This window comes from Metabacillus lacus (assembly GCF_009674805.1).
GTDB classification, from domain to species: Bacteria; Bacillota; Bacilli; order Bacillales; family Bacillaceae; genus Metabacillus_C; species Metabacillus_C lacus.
On the sequence record NZ_WKKI01000003.1, the window covers coordinates 68,623 to 86,604 of the forward strand.

General features: G+C 41.8%; 20 protein-coding genes. 8 read left to right on the forward strand and 12 right to left on the reverse strand.

The window, feature by feature from the left end:
- Positions 1 to 136: 136 nt before the first annotated feature.
- From GJU40_RS03005 to GJU40_RS03025, 4 genes are all read left to right on the forward strand, one after another.
- Entirely contained in the window at positions 137 to 1,522 is a 1,386-nt protein-coding gene (locus GJU40_RS03005) for a TcaA 3rd/4th domain-containing protein (RefSeq protein ID WP_154306268.1), read from the forward strand.
- A gap of 197 nt (positions 1,523 to 1,719) precedes the next feature.
- The gene (locus GJU40_RS03015; protein WP_170289311.1) at positions 1,720 to 1,968 is read left to right on the forward strand and encodes a hypothetical protein; all 249 of its coding nucleotides are present in this window, start codon (positions 1,720 to 1,722) and stop codon (positions 1,966 to 1,968) included.
- Between the two features lie 57 nt (positions 1,969 to 2,025).
- The gene (locus GJU40_RS03020; protein ID WP_154306271.1) at positions 2,026 to 2,298 is read left to right on the forward strand and encodes a hypothetical protein; all 273 of its coding nucleotides are present in this window, start codon (positions 2,026 to 2,028) and stop codon (positions 2,296 to 2,298) included.
- A 357-nt stretch (positions 2,299 to 2,655) separates the two neighbouring features.
- Positions 2,656 to 3,168, forward strand: coding sequence for a hypothetical protein (locus tag GJU40_RS03025; protein WP_154306272.1), 513 nt, complete (start codon positions 2,656 to 2,658; stop codon positions 3,166 to 3,168).
- A gap of 964 nt (positions 3,169 to 4,132) precedes the next feature.
- On the opposite strand, the gene lipL is transcribed toward GJU40_RS03025, so the two are convergent.
- Both lipL and pta read right to left on the reverse strand, forming a co-directional pair.
- A complete protein-coding gene (gene lipL, locus GJU40_RS03030; protein ID WP_154306273.1) occupies positions 4,133 to 4,972 on the reverse strand; it encodes an octanoyl-[GcvH]:protein N-octanoyltransferase in 840 nt (279 codons plus the stop codon).
- A 172-nt stretch (positions 4,973 to 5,144) separates the two neighbouring features.
- Complete coding sequence (gene pta, locus GJU40_RS03035; protein WP_343031362.1) at positions 5,145 to 6,116, reverse strand: phosphate acetyltransferase; 972 nt, start codon at positions 6,114 to 6,116, stop codon at positions 5,145 to 5,147.
- A gap of 273 nt (positions 6,117 to 6,389) precedes the next feature.
- Between pta and hemQ the strand changes: the two genes are divergently transcribed.
- Positions 6,390 to 7,151, forward strand: a complete 762-nt coding sequence (gene hemQ / locus GJU40_RS03040; RefSeq protein ID WP_154306275.1) for a hydrogen peroxide-dependent heme synthase — start codon at positions 6,390 to 6,392, stop codon at positions 7,149 to 7,151.
- 72 nt (positions 7,152 to 7,223) lie between these two features.
- Here the strand turns inward: hemQ and GJU40_RS03045 are convergent, their stop codons facing one another.
- The 4 genes from GJU40_RS03045 to gsiB all read right to left on the reverse strand — a co-directional run bounded on the left by GJU40_RS03045 (position 7,224) and on the right by gsiB (position 9,246).
- Entirely contained in the window at positions 7,224 to 7,595 is a 372-nt protein-coding gene (locus GJU40_RS03045) for a DUF423 domain-containing protein (RefSeq protein ID WP_154306276.1), read from the reverse strand.
- Between the two features lie 178 nt (positions 7,596 to 7,773).
- Entirely contained in the window at positions 7,774 to 8,070 is a 297-nt protein-coding gene (locus GJU40_RS03050) for a hypothetical protein (protein ID WP_154306277.1), read from the reverse strand.
- A 91-nt stretch (positions 8,071 to 8,161) separates the two neighbouring features.
- Positions 8,162 to 8,473 carry a YwdI family protein gene (locus tag GJU40_RS03055; protein ID WP_154306278.1) on the reverse strand — a complete coding sequence of 104 codons (312 nt, stop codon included), beginning with the start codon at positions 8,471 to 8,473 and terminating at the stop codon, positions 8,162 to 8,164.
- Between the two features lie 329 nt (positions 8,474 to 8,802).
- A complete protein-coding gene (gsiB, locus tag GJU40_RS03060; protein WP_154306279.1) occupies positions 8,803 to 9,246 on the reverse strand; it encodes a glucose starvation-inducible protein GsiB in 444 nt (147 codons plus the stop codon).
- A gap of 259 nt (positions 9,247 to 9,505) precedes the next feature.
- Between gsiB and GJU40_RS03065 the strand changes: the two genes are divergently transcribed.
- Both GJU40_RS03065 and GJU40_RS03070 read left to right on the forward strand, forming a co-directional pair.
- A complete protein-coding gene (locus GJU40_RS03065) occupies positions 9,506 to 9,853 on the forward strand; it encodes a YflT domain-containing protein (RefSeq protein WP_154306280.1) in 348 nt (115 codons plus the stop codon).
- Between the two features lie 171 nt (positions 9,854 to 10,024).
- Positions 10,025 to 11,368 carry a S8 family peptidase gene (locus GJU40_RS03070; protein ID WP_154306281.1) on the forward strand — a complete coding sequence of 448 codons (1,344 nt, stop codon included), beginning with the start codon at positions 10,025 to 10,027 and terminating at the stop codon, positions 11,366 to 11,368.
- A 169-nt stretch (positions 11,369 to 11,537) separates the two neighbouring features.
- Here the strand turns inward: GJU40_RS03070 and GJU40_RS03075 are convergent, their stop codons facing one another.
- Both GJU40_RS03075 and GJU40_RS03080 read right to left on the reverse strand, forming a co-directional pair.
- Positions 11,538 to 12,212 carry a uracil-DNA glycosylase gene (locus GJU40_RS03075; RefSeq protein WP_154306282.1) on the reverse strand — a complete coding sequence of 225 codons (675 nt, stop codon included), beginning with the start codon at positions 12,210 to 12,212 and terminating at the stop codon, positions 11,538 to 11,540.
- A gap of 48 nt (positions 12,213 to 12,260) precedes the next feature.
- Positions 12,261 to 13,061 carry a glycosyltransferase family 2 protein gene (locus GJU40_RS03080; RefSeq protein WP_154306404.1) on the reverse strand — a complete coding sequence of 267 codons (801 nt, stop codon included), beginning with the start codon at positions 13,059 to 13,061 and terminating at the stop codon, positions 12,261 to 12,263.
- 112 nt (positions 13,062 to 13,173) lie between these two features.
- Between GJU40_RS03080 and GJU40_RS03085 the strand changes: the two genes are divergently transcribed.
- Entirely contained in the window at positions 13,174 to 13,500 is a 327-nt protein-coding gene (locus tag GJU40_RS03085) for a YflT domain-containing protein (protein ID WP_425481188.1), read from the forward strand.
- Positions 13,501 to 13,621: 121 nt separating this feature from the next.
- Here the strand turns inward: GJU40_RS03085 and GJU40_RS03090 are convergent, their stop codons facing one another.
- From GJU40_RS03090 to galT, 4 genes are all read right to left on the reverse strand, one after another.
- Positions 13,622 to 13,870 (reverse strand): GlsB/YeaQ/YmgE family stress response membrane protein, encoded by a 249-nt coding sequence (locus GJU40_RS03090; RefSeq protein ID WP_154306284.1) that lies wholly within the window; start codon positions 13,868 to 13,870, stop codon positions 13,622 to 13,624.
- 74 nt (positions 13,871 to 13,944) lie between these two features.
- Positions 13,945 to 14,337 carry a cupredoxin domain-containing protein gene (locus tag GJU40_RS03095; RefSeq protein WP_154306285.1) on the reverse strand — a complete coding sequence of 131 codons (393 nt, stop codon included), beginning with the start codon at positions 14,335 to 14,337 and terminating at the stop codon, positions 13,945 to 13,947.
- Between the two features lie 78 nt (positions 14,338 to 14,415).
- A complete protein-coding gene (locus GJU40_RS03100) occupies positions 14,416 to 16,428 on the reverse strand; it encodes a beta-galactosidase (protein ID WP_154306286.1) in 2,013 nt (670 codons plus the stop codon).
- Positions 16,429 to 16,457: 29 nt separating this feature from the next.
- A complete protein-coding gene (gene galT, locus GJU40_RS03105) occupies positions 16,458 to 17,981 on the reverse strand; it encodes a UDP-glucose--hexose-1-phosphate uridylyltransferase (protein WP_154306287.1) in 1,524 nt (507 codons plus the stop codon).
- Between the last annotated feature and the right edge of the window lies 1 nt (position 17,982).

Consider the following 17,982-nt stretch of genomic DNA (forward strand, 5'->3'; position numbering starts at 1 on the left):
TGGCGAGTTTTCTCTTGTTCCAATGCTTGTTTTTCTTCGCGATATTTCTGTAGATTGACGACAAGAGCATTGTATTCTTGACGATCACGGTTCAAATCTATGGTATTGTGAACTAAGAATCTAAAGGAGGAAACGTATGGAAACGACAAAAAAAATAAACAAAAAGAAGACACCTTTAATTTTTCTGACATTCATTTTACTTGTCGGAATTTTGATTACCTGTTTCTTTTATTTTTCTCGGCCAAATGGAGAAGAGGTTGTTAATCAGTTTGAAACTGCGGTAAATCAAGAAGATATAGAAACGCTTAAATCTTTAATTGATTCTAATAAAGAGATTGAACTAACCGACCAACACCTTGAGCAGTTAATTGAATTTGCTAAAAGCGAACCTTCATATTTGAAAGAGATGATTTTCATCTTGAAAGCACAGGTAGCTATTGAGGAAAACGATAAGGAAGCAAAAGCTCAAAACATTATATTTAAAGGGGCTACTGAAGGTGAGATCCTCTCATCTGGTGATTACTACATAGAAAAAGAAAAGGGATTCTTCTCTTCTTATAAAATTCATCCAAGACCATATTCATTAACAATTACATCTGATCAGCCAGATTCCATTCTTAAAGTGAATAACAAAAAAGTGTTAACCACTAAAAATGACAATCTTGAAGCAACACTAAAAAACCTCCCTCCAGGCATTTATACAGTATCAGGAACTAAAGAATATGAGTTTGCAAAGCTTGATACAAGCGAAGAGATAAATCTGTTTAATGATTCAGAGCATGAAAAATCTGTTTCAATTGATTTGACAGGTGAGAAAATCACAATCGAGTCAACAGTGGATGATGTGTCTGTATTCGTAAATGGAAAAGATACAGGAAAAGTGGCAACTGTCGTGGAGGAAAGTCTTCTTAATACCAGAAAAGATGATGCAGCGTTGTTCGGACCATTTTCTACTGACGGATCAATTGAAGTACATGGTGAAGCAACTTTTCCTTGGGGTGTGGTTAAAAGCGAAACACAGACAATTGGAAAAGATACAAGAAGCTTGAATATAACACCTGATCCAATCGCTGACAGCGACGTTAAAGATCAAATTGTTGAAACAATCAATACCTATACAAAGCAACATATTGAAGCGTTTGTAAAGCAAGATGCAGGTATCATTACGACTGCAACTAACAAAATAATCAAAGACCACGCCAATGATATTCAGTTTGATAAGACCAATGAACACTATTGGAAAGGCGAAGCTTTAGGCACAAAAATTGATATTGATAAAGCCAGCCTTACATTTGAAGAAGGTCAGCATCAAGTGACAATTCCTGTAGAATTTCATTACAATCAGAAAGAATATATCAAGGGTTTTACAGACAATGAGCCTATAGAAGAAGTATTTGAGAGTGCATCTGTAGTCTTGAGCTATAATGATGAAGAAAAAATATGGCTTGTCTCTGACATTCAATCAGATCTCATTAGGAATGAGAATTTTGAAGGTAAAAATGTTTTAAAAACAGATTTTTAAGGAGGTAGAAACGGCTATAAAAAGTTTGCTTTACAAACTTGGTGATGAATGTGAAAACATTCAATATAATCAGGATGATTTAGATGAAGATTTTTTAAAGAGCCAATATCGTTCTATTGCTGATAAACTTGAGGATTTATATTATAAATTGCAATATTTATCAAAAGAAGTTACCGAACAGGGGTACATTAAACATAATGAATCTAATCGCTATGAATTGCCGTCTGGAACATATTTCACAAGTGGAAGTACAGCTGAGATTCTTTATGAAGGTAACTAAAGAAAAAGGAATACCTTTTACTTCAAAAAAGACATTTCCTCACGAGAAATACCAAACAATTAGAATACGTCCAGACGATTTCAGAACACTTAAAGAGTATGCGTTTTTTAATGATATGACGATGGTTGATGTGATTTCACTTGCTATAGAATCATTAAAAAAATAAAAAGGCTATATGACAAATCATATAGCCCTTTACCTGTATATAATGAGGAGCTTCTAAATGGGTACACAAATTAAAGAGAACAAAAAAAACAACTCCATAATCATTAAAGTTCTTGTAGTTATTGTGTTGTTATCGTTTGTATTTTTTATATTATCCCTTTCACTATCACAGTGGATGCAGATCCTTTTGTTTATTCTTTTAGTATTTGCAACTGTTGTAACCGCAATTTTCTTTTGGAAAATATTTCTTTGGCTCATTGCTGCAGGGACTGTAATAGTTCTAATTTTTTGTGGTATAGCTCTACTGGGCTATATAGGGAGTCTTCTTTAATAGGTAGTTTGCAGTTGTTATTTCGAAAATTAACAATTATAATAGAATGTAGTTTACATAAATATACAAAAATATACAAAAAAACCAAAAGAAAACAAAAAAAAATCCCCAACATCTTAATGATTGCTAAGTTTGGCGACCTGACAACCATTAAGATTCCAGAAGGAGGATTTTTCATCGAATCAAATTAAGATTTTCATCGAATCAAATTAAGATAATAATATCACAAATAAATCTCAACTTCAATATACCTTAACGGTATTTACATAATTAAACTGTGATGTTTATTTATTCCTAATTTGGCCTTCAATGAAAATTCTCTACGTCTGTAGTGGGTTTCATGGGAGGCTTTTTATTATGGCAGAAGGAAACGTAAGAAAATTTGTTAAGGATAAAGGCTACGAATCTATTAATCGTAACATGCTTCAAGATGTTGAAAATTTGAGCCTAGAATCAATTGGATTATTAGCACACTTAACATCCTATGCGGAAACATGGAAGATCCATAAGACAGAACTTTACAAGCGTTTTGCAAAGTCAAAACGAACTAAAATTGAAAAAGCTTGGAACGAATTAGTCCAGGAGAGGTACATAGTCCAGTTACGAAAACGGACTGGAAAGAAATACGAATACATTTACTATCATAATCACCAACGGTTTACGGAAGAAGATATTAAAAACATCATTGAAAAAGAACAAGCAGAGCTTTGGAATGGAAAAGTGAAAAAAGAAAGTGAAGCAGAAGAAATACCTTCATCAAATGTTGATTTTCAACAGTCCAACTTGAACAGTTCAAACTCAACAGATAAGAAGTTTACTAAAGATGAAGTTTACTGTCCTTTTTATTATGGACCCTTTAATAGTAGGTAAAATTCGGCCCGATCAGCGAGGAATTGGCCGGTTCTCAAATCCAACCGATGGGTGTAAAATCAGTGGCTGCCTGCCTTGCATCGATACTTGGTGTTGGTGGTGCTTTAGTTACTGTTATTGCAATTTCATGTGGGGGTTCTTGCGCAGCACCAACTCCAATAACTGCTCCAATATGAGCTGCATGTATCGGTGCATATGCAGCTCTTGGTAGCGCTGGTATTGCTGGAGTAGTAGGCTGCTTCGCTTTAGCATAAGGGGTGATTGGATGAATAAAATTATAGTTTTCTCAATTTTAGGTATGGGTTTAACTGGCGCCGTCCTTATTATCTCGGTTCCTCTATATTTTAACCCGCCAACAGGAAATGTAGTGAAGATGATTACGGCTGGTTCTATAACAGCTTTTGTTATATTCGCTATTTCAGCTCTAGTATTTCGTCGGCAATTGAACAGATAAAAAATGAGGACAATTTGGTGAAGTAAATAAAGAAGGTATTGAGGGGTAGATGAATTGATCTGCTCCTTTTTTATTTTGTACAAAAAGTGTGCTTGGTGTTATAAACCTTGATCGGCAACCCGCCTTTCAAGGTTTTTTTGTGAGTATTTTTTTCCCCTCCCGTGTCGAACAGTTCATTTAGCACAACTTTACCGCATTTCCCGAACGAGAAAGTCCACTCCTTCAGGTATGGGATGAAAGTGAGGTCAGATTCGGAGTGCCTCTAAAACCAAAGTTATGAGGTGTTTCAAGTATCTGAAAAATACAGTTCAAGTTGAGTAGTTTTTTGCTTGTATTTGTGGATGAATGACTGACATCCACTTAGTAAGATAATCATCATTAAAGAGAAAGAAAAAATCCGAGCTCATTCATGATTCTAGTAGAATCTTGAAATGCAGTTCGGATTTTTCTTTGGCTAAAACACTTTTGTCCCAGCCTTACCTTATCTTCTTTCCCGCCGTGTTCAACCGCTCACTGAAAGGCCTTTTGATTTCTGTCCATCATTCTTGCAAGGTTCACTTCATACCGTTCAGCTTCTTCAGGAGTGAGCTCTGACGCATATATACTGCTGCTCAAGTCCTTGAGTGTCAGCAGCAGATTCATCATCAAGCTTTGAACGGTGATTTCTGCCTGCAGCAGCTCACTTAATGAACTCATCGTTACAGGGTCCACTTTTGGGTAAACGAACTTTGATTGTTCCTTTTTCAGAGCAATGCTATAAAAGTCCCGTATAAGGCCCGCCCGCTCTGAACCGCTGCCATCTGCACAAAGATAGATTTGAACAGCAACTCCATTTCGCAGCCTTCTTTGTGAGATGCCTGCAAATTTACGTCCGTTTATACTGAGATCATAGCTTCCAGGACAGTAGGAGCCGACAATCTCTTTCGCCTCTATATTGACATTGTGATTCTTCAGCATCACTTTGACGAGCTCCCACATAGCATCATATCCGCGGTTAATATCTATCCCTTTTTCCTGCTGAGGGAGAATCAGCGAGATATTCAAAACTCCGTTGTCCAGCACGACGGCAAGGCCCCCGGAATTGCGAACGATCACCCGATGTCCCTTTGATTCCAAGTAAGAAATGCCTTCTTTTAAATAGGGCAGCTTTGTATCTTGAATGCCGAGAACGATCGTATTGTGGTGAACCCATGTTCTTGCTGTTGCTGCTGACGTTCCGGCTCCAACAGAGGCACATAATGTATCATCTATTGCAAAAGACTGCTCTGCCTGAAAGAATGGGCCCATGGCCGACTGGTCAATGATTCTCCATTTCTTCCCGGAAAGCAGAGATAGTGGTGTCTGAAGCATGATAGAAACTCCTTTTGGTTAGTACAAAAATTCAAAGCTATTATATCACAAAGGGCTGAGGACAGGGATGAATCCATTGTGCTTCAGACAATTGCTGCTTTTTCCATCATGCAATAAAAAACTGCAGACCAGTGTATATGTCTGCAGCCTGCCGGCAAATGACGGTTGAATATTATAGAGCTTGTCCTGCTGTAATCAGACCCAGTTTGTAAACATCTTCTGCGTTACAGCCTCTTGACAGGTCGTTTACAGGCATGTTCAATCCTTGGAGAATTGGGCCGACAGCTTCAAAGTTGCCAAGCCTTTGAGCGATTTTATAGCCGATATTCCCCGCTTCCAGGCTCGGGAAGATAAAGACGTTTGCATCACCTTTTAAGGTAGAATCCGGTGCTTTTGAAGCTGCCACTGATGGAACGAATGCAGCATCAAACTGAAACTCGCCGTCAAGTACGAGGCCAGGCTCAGCTTCCTTGGCAATTTTCGCTGCTTCAATGACACGCTCTGTCTCAGGAGATTTTGCTGATCCTTTTGTTGAAAAGCTCAGCATGGCAATGCGCGGCTCAATATTAAACATTTCTGCCGTTCTCGCACTTTCAATCGCAATTTCCGCAAGATCCTGGCTGTCAGGTGAAATATTGATTGCACAGTCAGCAAACACATATTTTTCTTCTTCGCGCACCATAATGAAGACACCGGACGTTTTCTTCACACCCTGCTTTGTTTTAATAATTTGAAGAGCCGGACGAACTGTGTCAGCTGTAGAATGAACCGCCCCGCTCACAAGCCCGTTTGCTTTTCCAGTGTAAACAAGCATCGTACCGAAGTAATTTTCATCAAGCAGAATCTCCCTGGCCTGTTCTTCTGTAGCCTTGCCTTTACGGCGCTCTACAAATGAAGCAACAAGCTCTTCCATCCCCTCATATGTATGAGGATCAAAAACTTCCACACCTTGAAGAGTTAAGTTCAATTCATCTGCTTTTTGTTGAATTTCATCTTTGTTTCCAATAATGATAGGAGTAAGAATGCCTTCTCCTGCCAAACGGTTAGCAGCGGTAAGGATTCTTTCATCGAGACCTTCAGGAAATACAATTTTCAAATTCTTTCCTGTTACCCGTTCTTTTAAAGATGTAAATAAGTCTGCCACATGTAAAACCTCCTTTAATTTTAAAGCATCCATTTTTAGCATACTCCACTTATTCCTAAATTTAAACTATACCCGCTTCAATCAAGCGCTTACAGGAAAATGTCGCTATTTTCAGATTTTACAGTCCTGCCGATACCTTCTTTTATCATGCTGATTTTTCTCAGAAATACTCAAACACCTCACAAAATGTGCAAACAATGTTTAAAAGTTTTCCGGATAAACTATGATATAGTAGTCATGAGAATACTTAGAAAACTACAGGGGTGAAAAAATATGAGCGAAGAAATGCGCACAAATGAAGCTGCCCAAACACTTGACGGCTGGTACAGCCTTCATGATTTCCGTACTGTTGACTGGTCAGCTTGGAGAACGTTATCAAGTGATGAAAGACAAGCTGCTGTTCATGAGTTTTTAGGGCTGCTTGAAAAGTGGGGCATTGCAGAGCAAGAGGACAGAGGAAGTCAGGCACTTTACAGCATTGTCGGCCAAAAGGCTGATTTTATGCTGATGATTCTTCGTCCGACAATGGAAGAATTAAACGAAATCGAGATGGAATTTAACAAGAGTCTTCTGGCTGAATATACCATTCCTTCAGGATCTTATGTATCTGTAGTGGAATTAAGCAATTACATGGGAGGAGATGGAGATCCTTACGAAAATCCTCATGTACGCTCGCGCCTGTATCCCAAGCTTCCTGAATCCAAGCATGTGTGTTTTTATCCAATGGATAAGCGCAGGCAGGGCAATGACAACTGGTATATGCTGCCTATGGAAGAAAGACGCAGCCTGATGCGCAGCCACGGCATGATCGGACGTCAGTATGCCGGAAAAGTAAAGCAGATTATTACAGGTTCTGTAGGCTTTGACGATTACGAGTGGGGCGTTACCCTTTTTGCAGACGATGTCCTGCAATTTAAAAAGCTTGTTTATGAGATGCGTTTTGATGAAGTGAGTGCACGTTATGGAGAATTTGGATCTTTCTTTGTTGGAAACCTTCTTTCAAGGGATCGCATCCATTCCTTCCTCTATATTTAATTCAGAAAATCTCCGCCAAACATGGCGGGGGTTTTTTAAAAAGTAAAAAAACAGAGCCTGAGCCCTGCTTTTCTATAAATGCCTCACTGCTGCTGTAATTAAAACCGTCCATGCAGCAAGAAATGCCAATCCGCCGAGCGGCGTAATTGCTCCCAGCACGCTGATTTGAGTAAGAGTCAGAACGTACAGGCTTCCGGAGAACAACAGAATACCCGCAAGCATCAGCCAGCCTGCCCAGCTCAAGAGTCCGGTTGAACTCAATCTGTCAAACAGCAAAGCGACCACGAACAATCCTCCTGCATGAAACATCTGGTATGTAACACCTGTCTGCCATATTTGAAGGTACTTTTCAGGCACTCTTCCCTCCAGGCCGTGTGCACCGAATGCACCCAGTGCCACACTCAAAAACGCATTGATTGCCCCTAATATTAGAAACAGCTTCATGTTCATTCCCCTATCATGGTAAATTCCATTCTGATTCCATCTTACATAACTGCCCTGCAGGCTGACAACCTTGAAGGCCAAGATTCACAGTATTGATACATTTTTACCAGATGTGACAGGTAATAGAAGCTGTGCAATATCAGCGGCTGTAAAATCAAGAAAAGCCGGAAAATCCGGCTTATCTCATGGAAAGGTACACTTTGAGGATGTGGGCGATTGCTTCATCCCGTCCCTCGGCATTTATATAAAATTGATTTCCCTTGGTGCTGGTCTGAAATTGATGATAACCCTCATGGTGGAGAAAATCTTCTATATCTCTAATGTGTTCCTGGGCATTAAACAAGGTTTTCTGCCCGACATAATCATGATTTACATAAACGTCATAACGGTCATGCGACTCTTTCAAGTGAAAGTAGTCGTCTATTCCGCCAAACGCACCACTTTGAAACAAAACATCACTTTTTGTGTTTGACATGATAAACCTCCAATCACTGTACACTCATTTTCTCCCTGCCGTAGGAGAAGTATGAGGGAAAGTGCTGGATGGCTATACTTACTAGAAAGTCTTAAAAATCAAACAGGGAATGGCCGTTTGCATCATCTTCTTTTAGCACATTTTGACTGCTGACGGAGGATTTTTGCTGAGAGATTCCCATCATTTTCTGCAGCTCCAACGCAGTGAATTCATCTGCTCCAGGAGCCTGATTTTGACTGGAAAAAGAGGCCGGTGCTGAAGCTTGGCCGCTGTCCAGGATTACCTCGCAAAGAGACTGGACCACAAGGACATGCTCCCTGATTCTGTTCTCATCTCCAGCCTGCCTAGCGAGCTGAAGCTCCTGCTCCATTTTTTCCAGAAGCTTTGATATATGTATGTTCATAAGGGATAACGTCCTCCAGAGTGTGTATTTGTTCACTCAACTGCAGTGCTTCAGAATATGTTGAGCGGATAGCATATTGTTGTTTTACTTAAGCACTTCCCTTATTATCCCCTTTTCCCGCCCTGTTTTTCAAACAGAAATATAGAAAAATGAAATCACCGGCTTTAGGGGGAGAGCTTTACCTCCTTAGACGGCATTTCTCTGCATGACGCTGCCCAGTAAACATAAAAAAACTCCCCGCACAGCAGGGAGCATATATTTTGATTGTTTTTTTATATATTTTTACTTACAATGTAATTAAGGTTTGGTGGTAATCAATTTGGCGCAATTTAGTTATTGTTGCCGGAGCGGTTGCCGCCTTTTTTCCCGTTCTCTCTATATGTTTCTTTGCTTTGGTTGTTGGATGTAGCTTCTCCGCCTTTGCGGCCAATCTCTTGGTAAAACTCTTTGTCATGATTATCAGAAGTAGCTTCTCCGCCTTTTTGGCCGATTTCCTGATAAAAATCTTTCCCGTGGTTATCAGATGTAGCTTCTCCGCCTTTTTTGCCGATCTCTTGATAGAATTCTTTATCGTGATTGTTAGAAGTGGCTTCTCCGCCCTTCTGTCCAATTTCTTGATAAAATTCTTTATCATGATTGTTGGATGTAGCTTCTCCACCCTTTTTACCGATCTCTTGGTAGAAATCCTTGTCATGATTGTTTGAAGTAGCTTCTCCGCCTTTTCTCCCAGCTTCTTCTCTGCTCATTTTTCCATCATTATTATTTCTAGCCATGTTCTTCATCCTCCTTTTTGTTGTGTACACTCCTTCAAATACCACTTACCACTCAAATTAAACGTTATGAACTGTTATTTTCTAAAAAATGGTTATAACGTCCTGCTTCTCAATCAAGAACGAAGCTAGTAACAAGGTCCCGCTACCTATTACCTTAGTAGTTGTCTACTATTGTTTCATCATCATGAGAACCAGCTGAAGTTTCATTCTCTCGTCACATGTGTATGTAAAAGGAAAAAGCATAAAGAGGTGATCGCCATTGAAACCGGAAATCAAAGAATTCAAAGATGAAGAACAGCTTCACGAGGAGATCCGCCATCTAAAAGAAAAAGGATTGTCATCAGATCATATGTATATTGTAGGCTATGATGAAGCTCAATCCAAAAGGATCGCTGAAGCAGCGAGCGCCAATACAATCGGAGTGGATGAAGTCGGCCTTGCTCAAGCGGTGGAAAACCTGTTTCAGGACCGGGCACAAACGTTAAGATCCAATCTAAAAGAATTGGGATTTACAGAGGACGAAACACTTCATTATGAAAAAATGGCAAGTGAAGGAAAAATTCTGCTGTTATTAATGGATGCAGCAAGTGGTGCTAAAGTTGAATAAAATAAAGTCGTAAATCAACGAATACTTAGCTGAAAAAGGAGATTCCTGCAGAATGATGGGGTTTTTCCTTTTTTTAGTTTCAAAACAGTGAGCGAATGGTCTGATTTACTATTTTCAAGCCTCCTCTTACTATTAATTCAGAATTCATAGATCCATTAGGAGGTTACACTTTTGAAGAAAACAGCCATTATTTCACTGCTCTCTTTACTTCTGTTATCCTTGTTAACCGGTTTTTCGCAAGAAAACATCCAGGCAGCTGAGCCTGCCAAAAACTATCTTGTTTTATTTAAGCAAAACGGACAGCTCCCGTCTGATGCTGCTTCCATAGTAGAAGGTGCACAAGGAAAGATAATTTCAAAGTTGGACAAGCTAGGTGCAGTAAAAGTTTCATCTTCTCATCCTCAATTCCTTGAAAACGTAAAAAAATCTTCAAAAGTACAAGATGTAAATATCGAAAGTACCGTGTATCCTGAAAGAGCTGTGGATACTGCAGCGCTGCCTTTTGAGGGGCCGAACGCCTCCAACGATTTATATCTTCAATATCAATGGGACATTAAGCAGGTAACCAATAATGGGGCCTCATGGAAGCTGCCCGGCGGGACCGGAAAATCCATAAATGGCAAAGACATAGTCGTTGCTGTCGTGGACACTGGCATTGACTACACCCACCCGGATTTAAAGGCAAATTATGCATATGGAAAATCCTTTGTGCCTGGCTATCCTGATGCTATGGATCAGGATGGACACGGAACACATGTCGCAGGTTCGATAGCTGGCAATGGCAGAGTGCTTGGTATTGGGCCAGATTTGAAAGTTGCCGCTTACCGTGTGTTTGGACCAACTGGAGGAGCTGCGACCAGCGACATTGCTGAAGCTCTGATGACTGCTGCTGACGATAACGTTGATGTGGTGAACATGTCCCTGGGCGGCTATGACTGGTTCCAGGATCCTGATTATGCTACAAAGGATGTTGTGGCTGATGTACGGCTGTTTGACAGGGCTATTCAATACGCGATTAACAAAGGCGTAACTGTAGTAGGTTCTGCCGGAAATGCAGCATCTAATATTACCAGTCCCGGCAAGCTTTCAGGAGATGATAAAGGTGCTACTCACCGAAGCCCAAGCAGCCAAAGATTAATTCGAACAGCATCTAACGGTGAAGCGAAAAATCTTGCTTACTATTCAAATTATGGAGTTGGAAAGATTGACGTCACTGCTCCAGGAGGAGATTATGGGCTGGCATGGCTGCAAACACGCAATCTTGCTCTTCGAGACGGAACAAAGCGCTGCCTATCAACAGTACCTGGCGGTTATGCCTGGTATCAGGGAACGTCCATGGCAGCTCCAAAAACGGCTGCACTGGCCGGTGTCATTATTGCAAAGCATGGCAAAGACACACTCAACCCTTCACAAGTTAAGCATATTATTACTTCAACAGCTGAGGATGTGAATAAGCCTGGATATGACGGGGAATCAGGCTTTGGCTTAATTGATGCTGTAAACGCACTAAAATAGGGACACAGGGACGGGTACCTCGTCCCTCTGGGGGACGACGGTACCCGTCCCTCTCCTCCCTCAGCCTTCCTGTTCTTTATCCTAGCCTGAGCCAGCCTCCCGCGGTTCAGGTTTTTTCTGTTTTCACAGCATAAATCAAAAAAAATACACCCGCCTGACCGGATGCACTTTATCCTGAAAGACACCAGGTGATTTTCTCCATTCCCAGTTCTTCCAAATAAACATTGGTTTTTGAAAAAGGCCTGCTGCCAAAAAATCCTCGTCTAGCCGAAAAAGGGCTGGGATGCGGAGATTCAATCACCCTGTGTTTGTCTGTGTCAATCAGCTCCTTTTTTGCAGCAGCATGTTTCCCCCACAGAATAAATACGACGGGCTTTTCTCTTTGGCTGATTGTCCTGATTACCGAGTTTGTAAATATTTCCCAGCCAATTCCTTTATGAGAGTTGGCTTCTCCTTTTCTGACAGTAAGCACTGTATTTAACAGCAGCACACCTTGTCTTGCCCAGCCCTCCAGGGAGCCGCTTTCTGGAACTTCACAGCCTAAATCATCTTGAAGTTCTTTAAAGATATTTTGAAGCGACGGCGGCTTTTTGACTCCCGGCTGAACAGAAAAACTGAGCCCATGCGCTTGATCCGGCCCATGATAGGGATCTTGTCCAAGAATCACTGCCTTCACGTCATCATAAGGAGTTAAGTGCAGGGAATTGAAGATGTTGTCCATTTGCGGGTAGACTGTTTTCTTCTGATATTCCACCTTCAGCTGTTCTCTCAGCCGGAGGTAATACTCTTTTGAAAATTCAGCAGAAAGCAGCTCCTCCCAATCATTTTTAAGTATTTTCGTCATCGTACTTCCTTCCCTTCATTTTTCAGCTGTTAAGAGAGTATACCCCCTTTATATCAGCCTTGAACGAAAAGGAGCGCCATTCCATACTCTCAATGTGTTTTGCTCCAGCGCTTTCATTTCCGGCTCTTCCAGCAAGAGAAAAAAGTTTTTGGTCGGCAGTTCCCCCAAATTGTGTTTTTTCGAAAGCCGGTCCAAGTATGTTTTCCGCTGCTCCGACATGGACGCAGACTGATTATCTCCCCCGGCCGAAAACGCATAGAGCACACCTGCAACAGGAACTCTTTTTACCCGGCAGCATGAGGCTGCCCTTAACATAAAATCCCAATCCCAATAATTATGTACAGACTTATCAAAGAAGCCAATCTCTTCATGCAGCTTCTTTTTGTACATGCTTCCTGACGGCACATAGGTTGAGAAACGCCTCATCAGGCTGTGATCATAGAGATAAGCGAACGTTCTTCTGTTTACCGGCACCCTGACAGAACCTACCCGCTGAAATTCAACAATTTCCACGTCGGAATAAACCAGATCTGCATCCCTTAATGCTTTTAACATAGTAGCAGCGTGATTTTCAGTGAGCAGATCATCATCATCGCAGAGCATGATGATATCCTCTGCCGCCTGCCTTACACCTGTGTTCCTCGCCTCTACATGCCCTTTGTTCTCGAGGAAAGACGTGATCTTGATAGAAAGCTCTGGATACAGCTCAGAAAGAACTTCAACAGACTCTCCTGCATCATTTACAATAATGACTTCTTTTGGCCTCACAGATTGCCTCACAATCGACTCCAGCAATTCTGCCAGTTCAACTAAACGGTTATATGTAGCAATCACAATTGAATAATTCATATTTTCCTGCTCCCAAAATGAAATTTTCAGCATACTGGTATTTTCTATCATGTTTCTCTCCCTGTAAAGCGGGTAATACACTACTATCAACAAATTAAAGGAGATGTTAGACATGAAAACATTCGTATTGGAAAATGGCGTACAAGCAGTAGAAAAAATCGAGCAGCTGGAAGTAGAAGGCTTCAAAAAAGACAACATTTACCTGTTTGCTCATGATTCTAACCGCTCCAAGCATTTAACAGAGAACACAAATACAGAATCAGTCGGTATTACGGATCAAGGTATTTTCACTGCAGTGAAAAACGTATTCAGCAGCCGCGGAGACGAGCTTCGTGCTAAGTTTGAAGGTGTAGGACTTTCAAAAGAAGAAGCTGAAAAATATGAAGAAGAACTTGACTACGGAAAAGTAGTTCTTGTTGCAAAATATAACGATAAATAAGCAGCTTCTGCTTTGAACACGAAACACTTAGAAAACGTCCCGGGCATCATGTCCGGGGCGTTTTTTACATGGAAGGCAGAAAAAAAAGCATATCATCCTTCGATATGCAGTCCTAAACTATCTATTTCTTACGTGAACGAGAGATTAACCCGATGAGGAAGATAAAAATAACAGCCCCAATCACCGCGGGAATAATGGCGAATCCGCCCAGATCCGGCCCCCATGTGCCGAGCAGCCCCTGTCCTATCCAAGCCCCAACAAATCCGGCTATTACTGAGCCGATGATACCCCCCGGCATCTCATGCTTCGTCAGCTTATTGCCTATCCAGCCAATAACGAACGCAATGATTAAAGAAATTATAAATCCCATAAGTCCAAAACCACCTTTTATTGATTATCCTTATTCATAACCAAGAAATGATTTCGGCAAACATTCTTCCCTTCTTAATCCACTGTGAGTTTAAATGTCATCACCGCATGTCCCGCTCCGCAAAATACAGAACATTGCCCAATATGTTCTCCAGGCTCTTCCGCGATAAACTCCAAGGTTTCTCCCTGCTTTAACTGCTTGCTGATTCCAAATATGGTAAGGCCATGTTCTATTTCATCATCGCTTTCCAGTGTAAGTCTCACTTTATCACCCTGTTTGACAGCCAGCTCCTCGGGCTCAAACCGGAAATCCTCAACTTCCTTACCGGCGTAACCAATAATAGTTACTTCATGAACCACACCTGTTTCTTCTACATTCGCTGTCTGTTTTTCAGCGCCGTCTGCTCCGCAGGCTGAAAGAAACAGTGCTGATAATGACAGGGTGATTGATAGCAGTAATTTTTTCATAACGTCTCCTCCAGATTAAGTTCCTTCCTCCATCATAAAAAACCCGGCCGGCATTGACCAGGTTTATTTATGACATTTTTATGAATGTTGCCCAATCAGCACAAGAGCAGCCAAAGGTTTCAGCTCTAATTTCCCCTCATAATACGTTCCAGCGGCAGGATCTTTCCATTTTCCTTCAGGTAGATGTATGACAGAAGCCTCTTCAGTGGAGTGGTTCATTACACTGAGATATACCCCTTTTTTACCGGTTCTTTTCACAATCTCAACAGAATCAGGTGTTGAGACAGTTTCTACGGAAGCTTCTTTAAAAATTTCCTGATACAAGGAATCCAGCAGTTCTTCATTCAGAGCAGAACCAATATAGTAAACTGTTCCTTTGCCGAACGAATTTTTTGTAATGGCAGCTGTTCCTTCATAAAAGCAATCCTCATACTCGGCAAGAACCTCTGCAGTCGTCGGCTCGATTAAATCGCACCAGATTTTTGCCGGAGACTGAATTCCTTCTATCGCTCCCTTTGTCCCTCTTACTGTGTTCTGCTGCGTGGACTGCAAAGATTCATATTCATGAATCTGAATGCCTGCCAGATCTGTCAGCGCACCCGGAAGTGATTGTCCAGTAACAAAGTTGTTAGGAAGCTTTACCCCTGAGCGGTATGAAAAGACGGCTGTTCCTCCGTTTTTCACATACTCCGTCAGCTTTTCTGTAAACTGAGGATTTGTCAGGAAATAAATAGGAACAATCACCACTTTGTATTGATCCAGTGAGCTGTCCTTATTCACGATATCAGTCATGGCATTTAATTTATGTGCAGGCGTGTAAAATCTTAAAAATTCTTCACGGTGTATAAACGCATCACTCTGCGGCTGAATTTGCCATGCCCACGCATTTTCCAGATCATAATACGCCCCTACTTCTGCGGAATAATCCGCTTCTATCCAGTCATCACCGAACGTGCTCAGAGATTCGATAACCTCTTTTACTTCATTGTACTTTCTCTTCGGCTTGCCGTCATGATCCAGCACGCCATGGCAAAATTCTTCTGTCCCAAAATGAGCTGCACGCCATCTGAAGTACACAATGGCTTCTGCTCCCCTTGAGATTGCCTGATAAGTCCATAGCTTAATATGCCCCGGTCTTGGAAGGTAGCCAATTTTGCTCCATCCCTGGGCACCTGACAGCTCTTCCATAACCCAGTAGCCTTTTCCATGCTTTGTCGCCCTGCAAAGGTCATGCTGAGTTGCAATCGCAGCAGGTGTAATCGGCTCTGCAAGCCCGCCCCATACAGGGTAGTTGTCAAAGGAGATAAAATCGAGATCTTTTGCCATATCCCATTGATTGATGGCAAGGTCTGTGTATACAAAGTTGTGTGTAATAAATTGGCCTTCGCGGATATATTTCTTCAGGCAATCAACCTGAAGCTTATTATATTTTGTGTAGGCATCTGCACAAAAGCGATCAAAGTCAAGGAGCAAGCTTGGATTATGTTCCTGATATACCTTGCGCGGAACAGGAATTTGACTCCAGTCCGTATAAGTCTGACTCCAGAAAACCGTTCCCCACTGTTCGTTCAATTCTTGAAGAGAACCGTATTTCCCCTTCAGCCAGGCCTGAAACTCCCGGCGGTCTTCATCGCCGTAGCTGCGGTCTGATTTTTCATGGCCGTACTCATTGTCAGTCTGCCAGCCGATAATATCGGGGTGCTGTCCATATTTTTTGGCCATTTCAGTTACGATTTTTTTCGTCTGTTCCTGATAAGTCCTGCTGTTGACCGTATAATGGCGGCGTGCACCAAACGAAATGGTCACCCCGTTTGGATCTGTTGGAAGAATATCAGGATATTTTTGGACCATCCATGCCGGCGGAGTAGCGGTCGGCGTTCCGATCACTACCTTAATGCCGTTTTTCGTCAGCAGGTCAATTGCCTCGTCGTAGAGAGAAAAATCAAACACGCCCTCTTCCGGCTCCATTAGCTGCCAGCCGAATTCCGCTATCCTTACAACATTAATGCCAAGCTCTTTCATTAAACGCACATCTTCAGGCCATCTGTTTTTCGGCCATTGCTCCGGGTAATAGTCTACACCGATGTACATGAAACATTCTCCTCTCTATGCTGTTATGACTATCTGATGATGCTGTCTGTAAATGCTGCAAAAGCAGCTTGTCCTTCTTGATTCCGCTTATAAACGCCGGCATGCTCCAGTATTGTACTGAAGATTTTGCCGACTTCCTGCTGCAAAATACCGTAGCTGTTCTCCTCATTCATTTCAGGATGAGCGGCTTTTATTTTCAGCGCCCATTGTGCATGCTTTTGTATGAGTTCATTCTCTTCCATTACTGTTTCCGCATCGCTGCGGTGCAGAACAGCAGCCAATTCATAAAGCTCTTCCTTCAGTCTTCCTGGAAGCACTGCCAGTCCCATTACTTCTATCAAACCGATATTCTCCTGTTTAATATGATGAACTTCTGCATGTGGATGAAAAATCCCCATCGGATGCTCCTCGCTTGTTCTGTTGTTCCTGAGAACAAGATCCATCTCAAACTTTCGGCCTCTCCTTCTTGCAATCGGCGTGATGGTATTGTGCGGAGTGTCTCCCGAAAAAGCGTAAAGATCAGCACTTGGATCGCTGTAAATTCTCCATTTTTCTAGAATATACTCAGAAAGCCTCACGAGCTCTTCCTTGCTGTCACTCACAATCCGGATGACCGACATCGGCCATTTAACGATTCCTGCCACAGCACCCGGAAAGGCAGGGAAGGAAAATTCCCTTTCTATTTCAGCAGCGGCCATTGGAAACTCATGATTTCCGCCCTGAAAGTGATCATGAGTCAGGATAGAACCTCCAACGATCGGCAGGTCTGCATTTGAACCGACAAAGTAGTGAGGAAATTGATCAACAAAATCCAGCAGTCTGCTAAAAGTTTCCCCGGAAATTTTCATAGGCTTATGCTCACCGGAAAATACAATCGCATGTTCATTGTAGTAAACATAAGGAGAATACTGCAGGAACCACTGCTCATCTCTCAGCTTCACAGGAATGATGCGGTGATTCTGCCTAGCCGGGTGGTTAACACGTCCTCTGTAACCGGCATTTTCTTTGCAAAGCAGACATTTTGGATAACCTGATTCTTTCAGCTTTTTCGCTGCAGCAATGGCCTTCGGATCTTTTTCAGGCTTTGAGAGGTTAATCGTAATTTCCATATCTCCGTACTTTGTTGGTGAAAGCCATTGCTCATTTTTCGCAATTCTGTCTGTTCTTATATAAAAGACGTCCTTGGAAAACTGGTAGAACGCTTGAGTTGCTGCTTCGGGGCCTTTTTCTTCGGCAATACCCGCAAATGTACGTATGACCTCCGTCTGTGAAGGAGCAAAAACTCCCATGATTTTTGTATCCAGTAAATCACGGTATGTCACACTATTCTCTTCTAGAAGTCCTTCTTCAGCTGCCCAGTCCAGCATGTTTTCAAGAATCTCTACGGGTGCATCCAGGCGTTCTTCCGGTACATCCATTTCTTTAAAATCATCCAGCCCCAATATGTCCAGGATGGAGTTTCTGGTTACATCCAAGTCCCAAGGTGTAATCAGATTTTTTTGGATTCCATACTGCAGAAGACGCCCGATTTCTCGGTAAATGTTAATCGTCATA

Bases quoted from the DNA above. Each gene is read 5' to 3' on its own strand.
- GJU40_RS03085 (WP_425481188.1), top strand. From the start codon at position 13,174: ATGAAAACATTCGTATTGGAAAATGGCGTACAAGCAGTAGAAAAAATC.
- GJU40_RS03025 (WP_154306272.1), top strand. From the start codon at position 2,656: ATGGCAGAAGGAAACGTAAGAAAATTTGTTAAGGATAAAGGCTACGAA.
- GJU40_RS03075 (WP_154306282.1), bottom strand. From the start codon at position 12,212: ATGACGAAAATACTTAAAAATGATTGGGAGGAGCTGCTTTCTGCTGAA.
- gsiB (WP_154306279.1), bottom strand. From the start codon at position 9,246: ATGGCTAGAAATAATAATGATGGAAAAATGAGCAGAGAAGAAGCTGGG.
- lipL (WP_154306273.1), bottom strand. From the start codon at position 4,972: ATGCTTCAGACACCACTATCTCTGCTTTCCGGGAAGAAATGGAGAATC.
- GJU40_RS03005 (WP_154306268.1), top strand. From the start codon at position 137: ATGGAAACGACAAAAAAAATAAACAAAAAGAAGACACCTTTAATTTTT.
- GJU40_RS03095 (WP_154306285.1), bottom strand. From the start codon at position 14,337: ATGAAAAAATTACTGCTATCAATCACCCTGTCATTATCAGCACTGTTT.
- GJU40_RS03045 (WP_154306276.1), bottom strand. From the start codon at position 7,595: ATGAAGCTGTTTCTAATATTAGGGGCAATCAATGCGTTTTTGAGTGTG.
- GJU40_RS03020 (WP_154306271.1), top strand. From the start codon at position 2,026: ATGGGTACACAAATTAAAGAGAACAAAAAAAACAACTCCATAATCATT.
- galT (WP_154306287.1), bottom strand. From the start codon at position 17,981: ATGACGATTAACATTTACCGAGAAATCGGGCGTCTTCTGCAGTATGGA.
- GJU40_RS03100 (WP_154306286.1), bottom strand. From the start codon at position 16,428: ATGTACATCGGTGTAGACTATTACCCGGAGCAATGGCCGAAAAACAGA.
- GJU40_RS03055 (WP_154306278.1), bottom strand. From the start codon at position 8,473: ATGAACATACATATATCAAAGCTTCTGGAAAAAATGGAGCAGGAGCTT.
- GJU40_RS03090 (WP_154306284.1), bottom strand. From the start codon at position 13,870: ATGGGATTTATAATTTCTTTAATCATTGCGTTCGTTATTGGCTGGATA.
- GJU40_RS03015 (WP_170289311.1), top strand. From the start codon at position 1,720: ATGAATCTAATCGCTATGAATTGCCGTCTGGAACATATTTCACAAGTG.
- GJU40_RS03050 (WP_154306277.1), bottom strand. From the start codon at position 8,070: ATGTCAAACACAAAAAGTGATGTTTTGTTTCAAAGTGGTGCGTTTGGC.
- hemQ (WP_154306275.1), top strand. From the start codon at position 6,390: ATGAGCGAAGAAATGCGCACAAATGAAGCTGCCCAAACACTTGACGGC.
- GJU40_RS03080 (WP_154306404.1), bottom strand. From the start codon at position 13,061: ATGAATTATTCAATTGTGATTGCTACATATAACCGTTTAGTTGAACTG.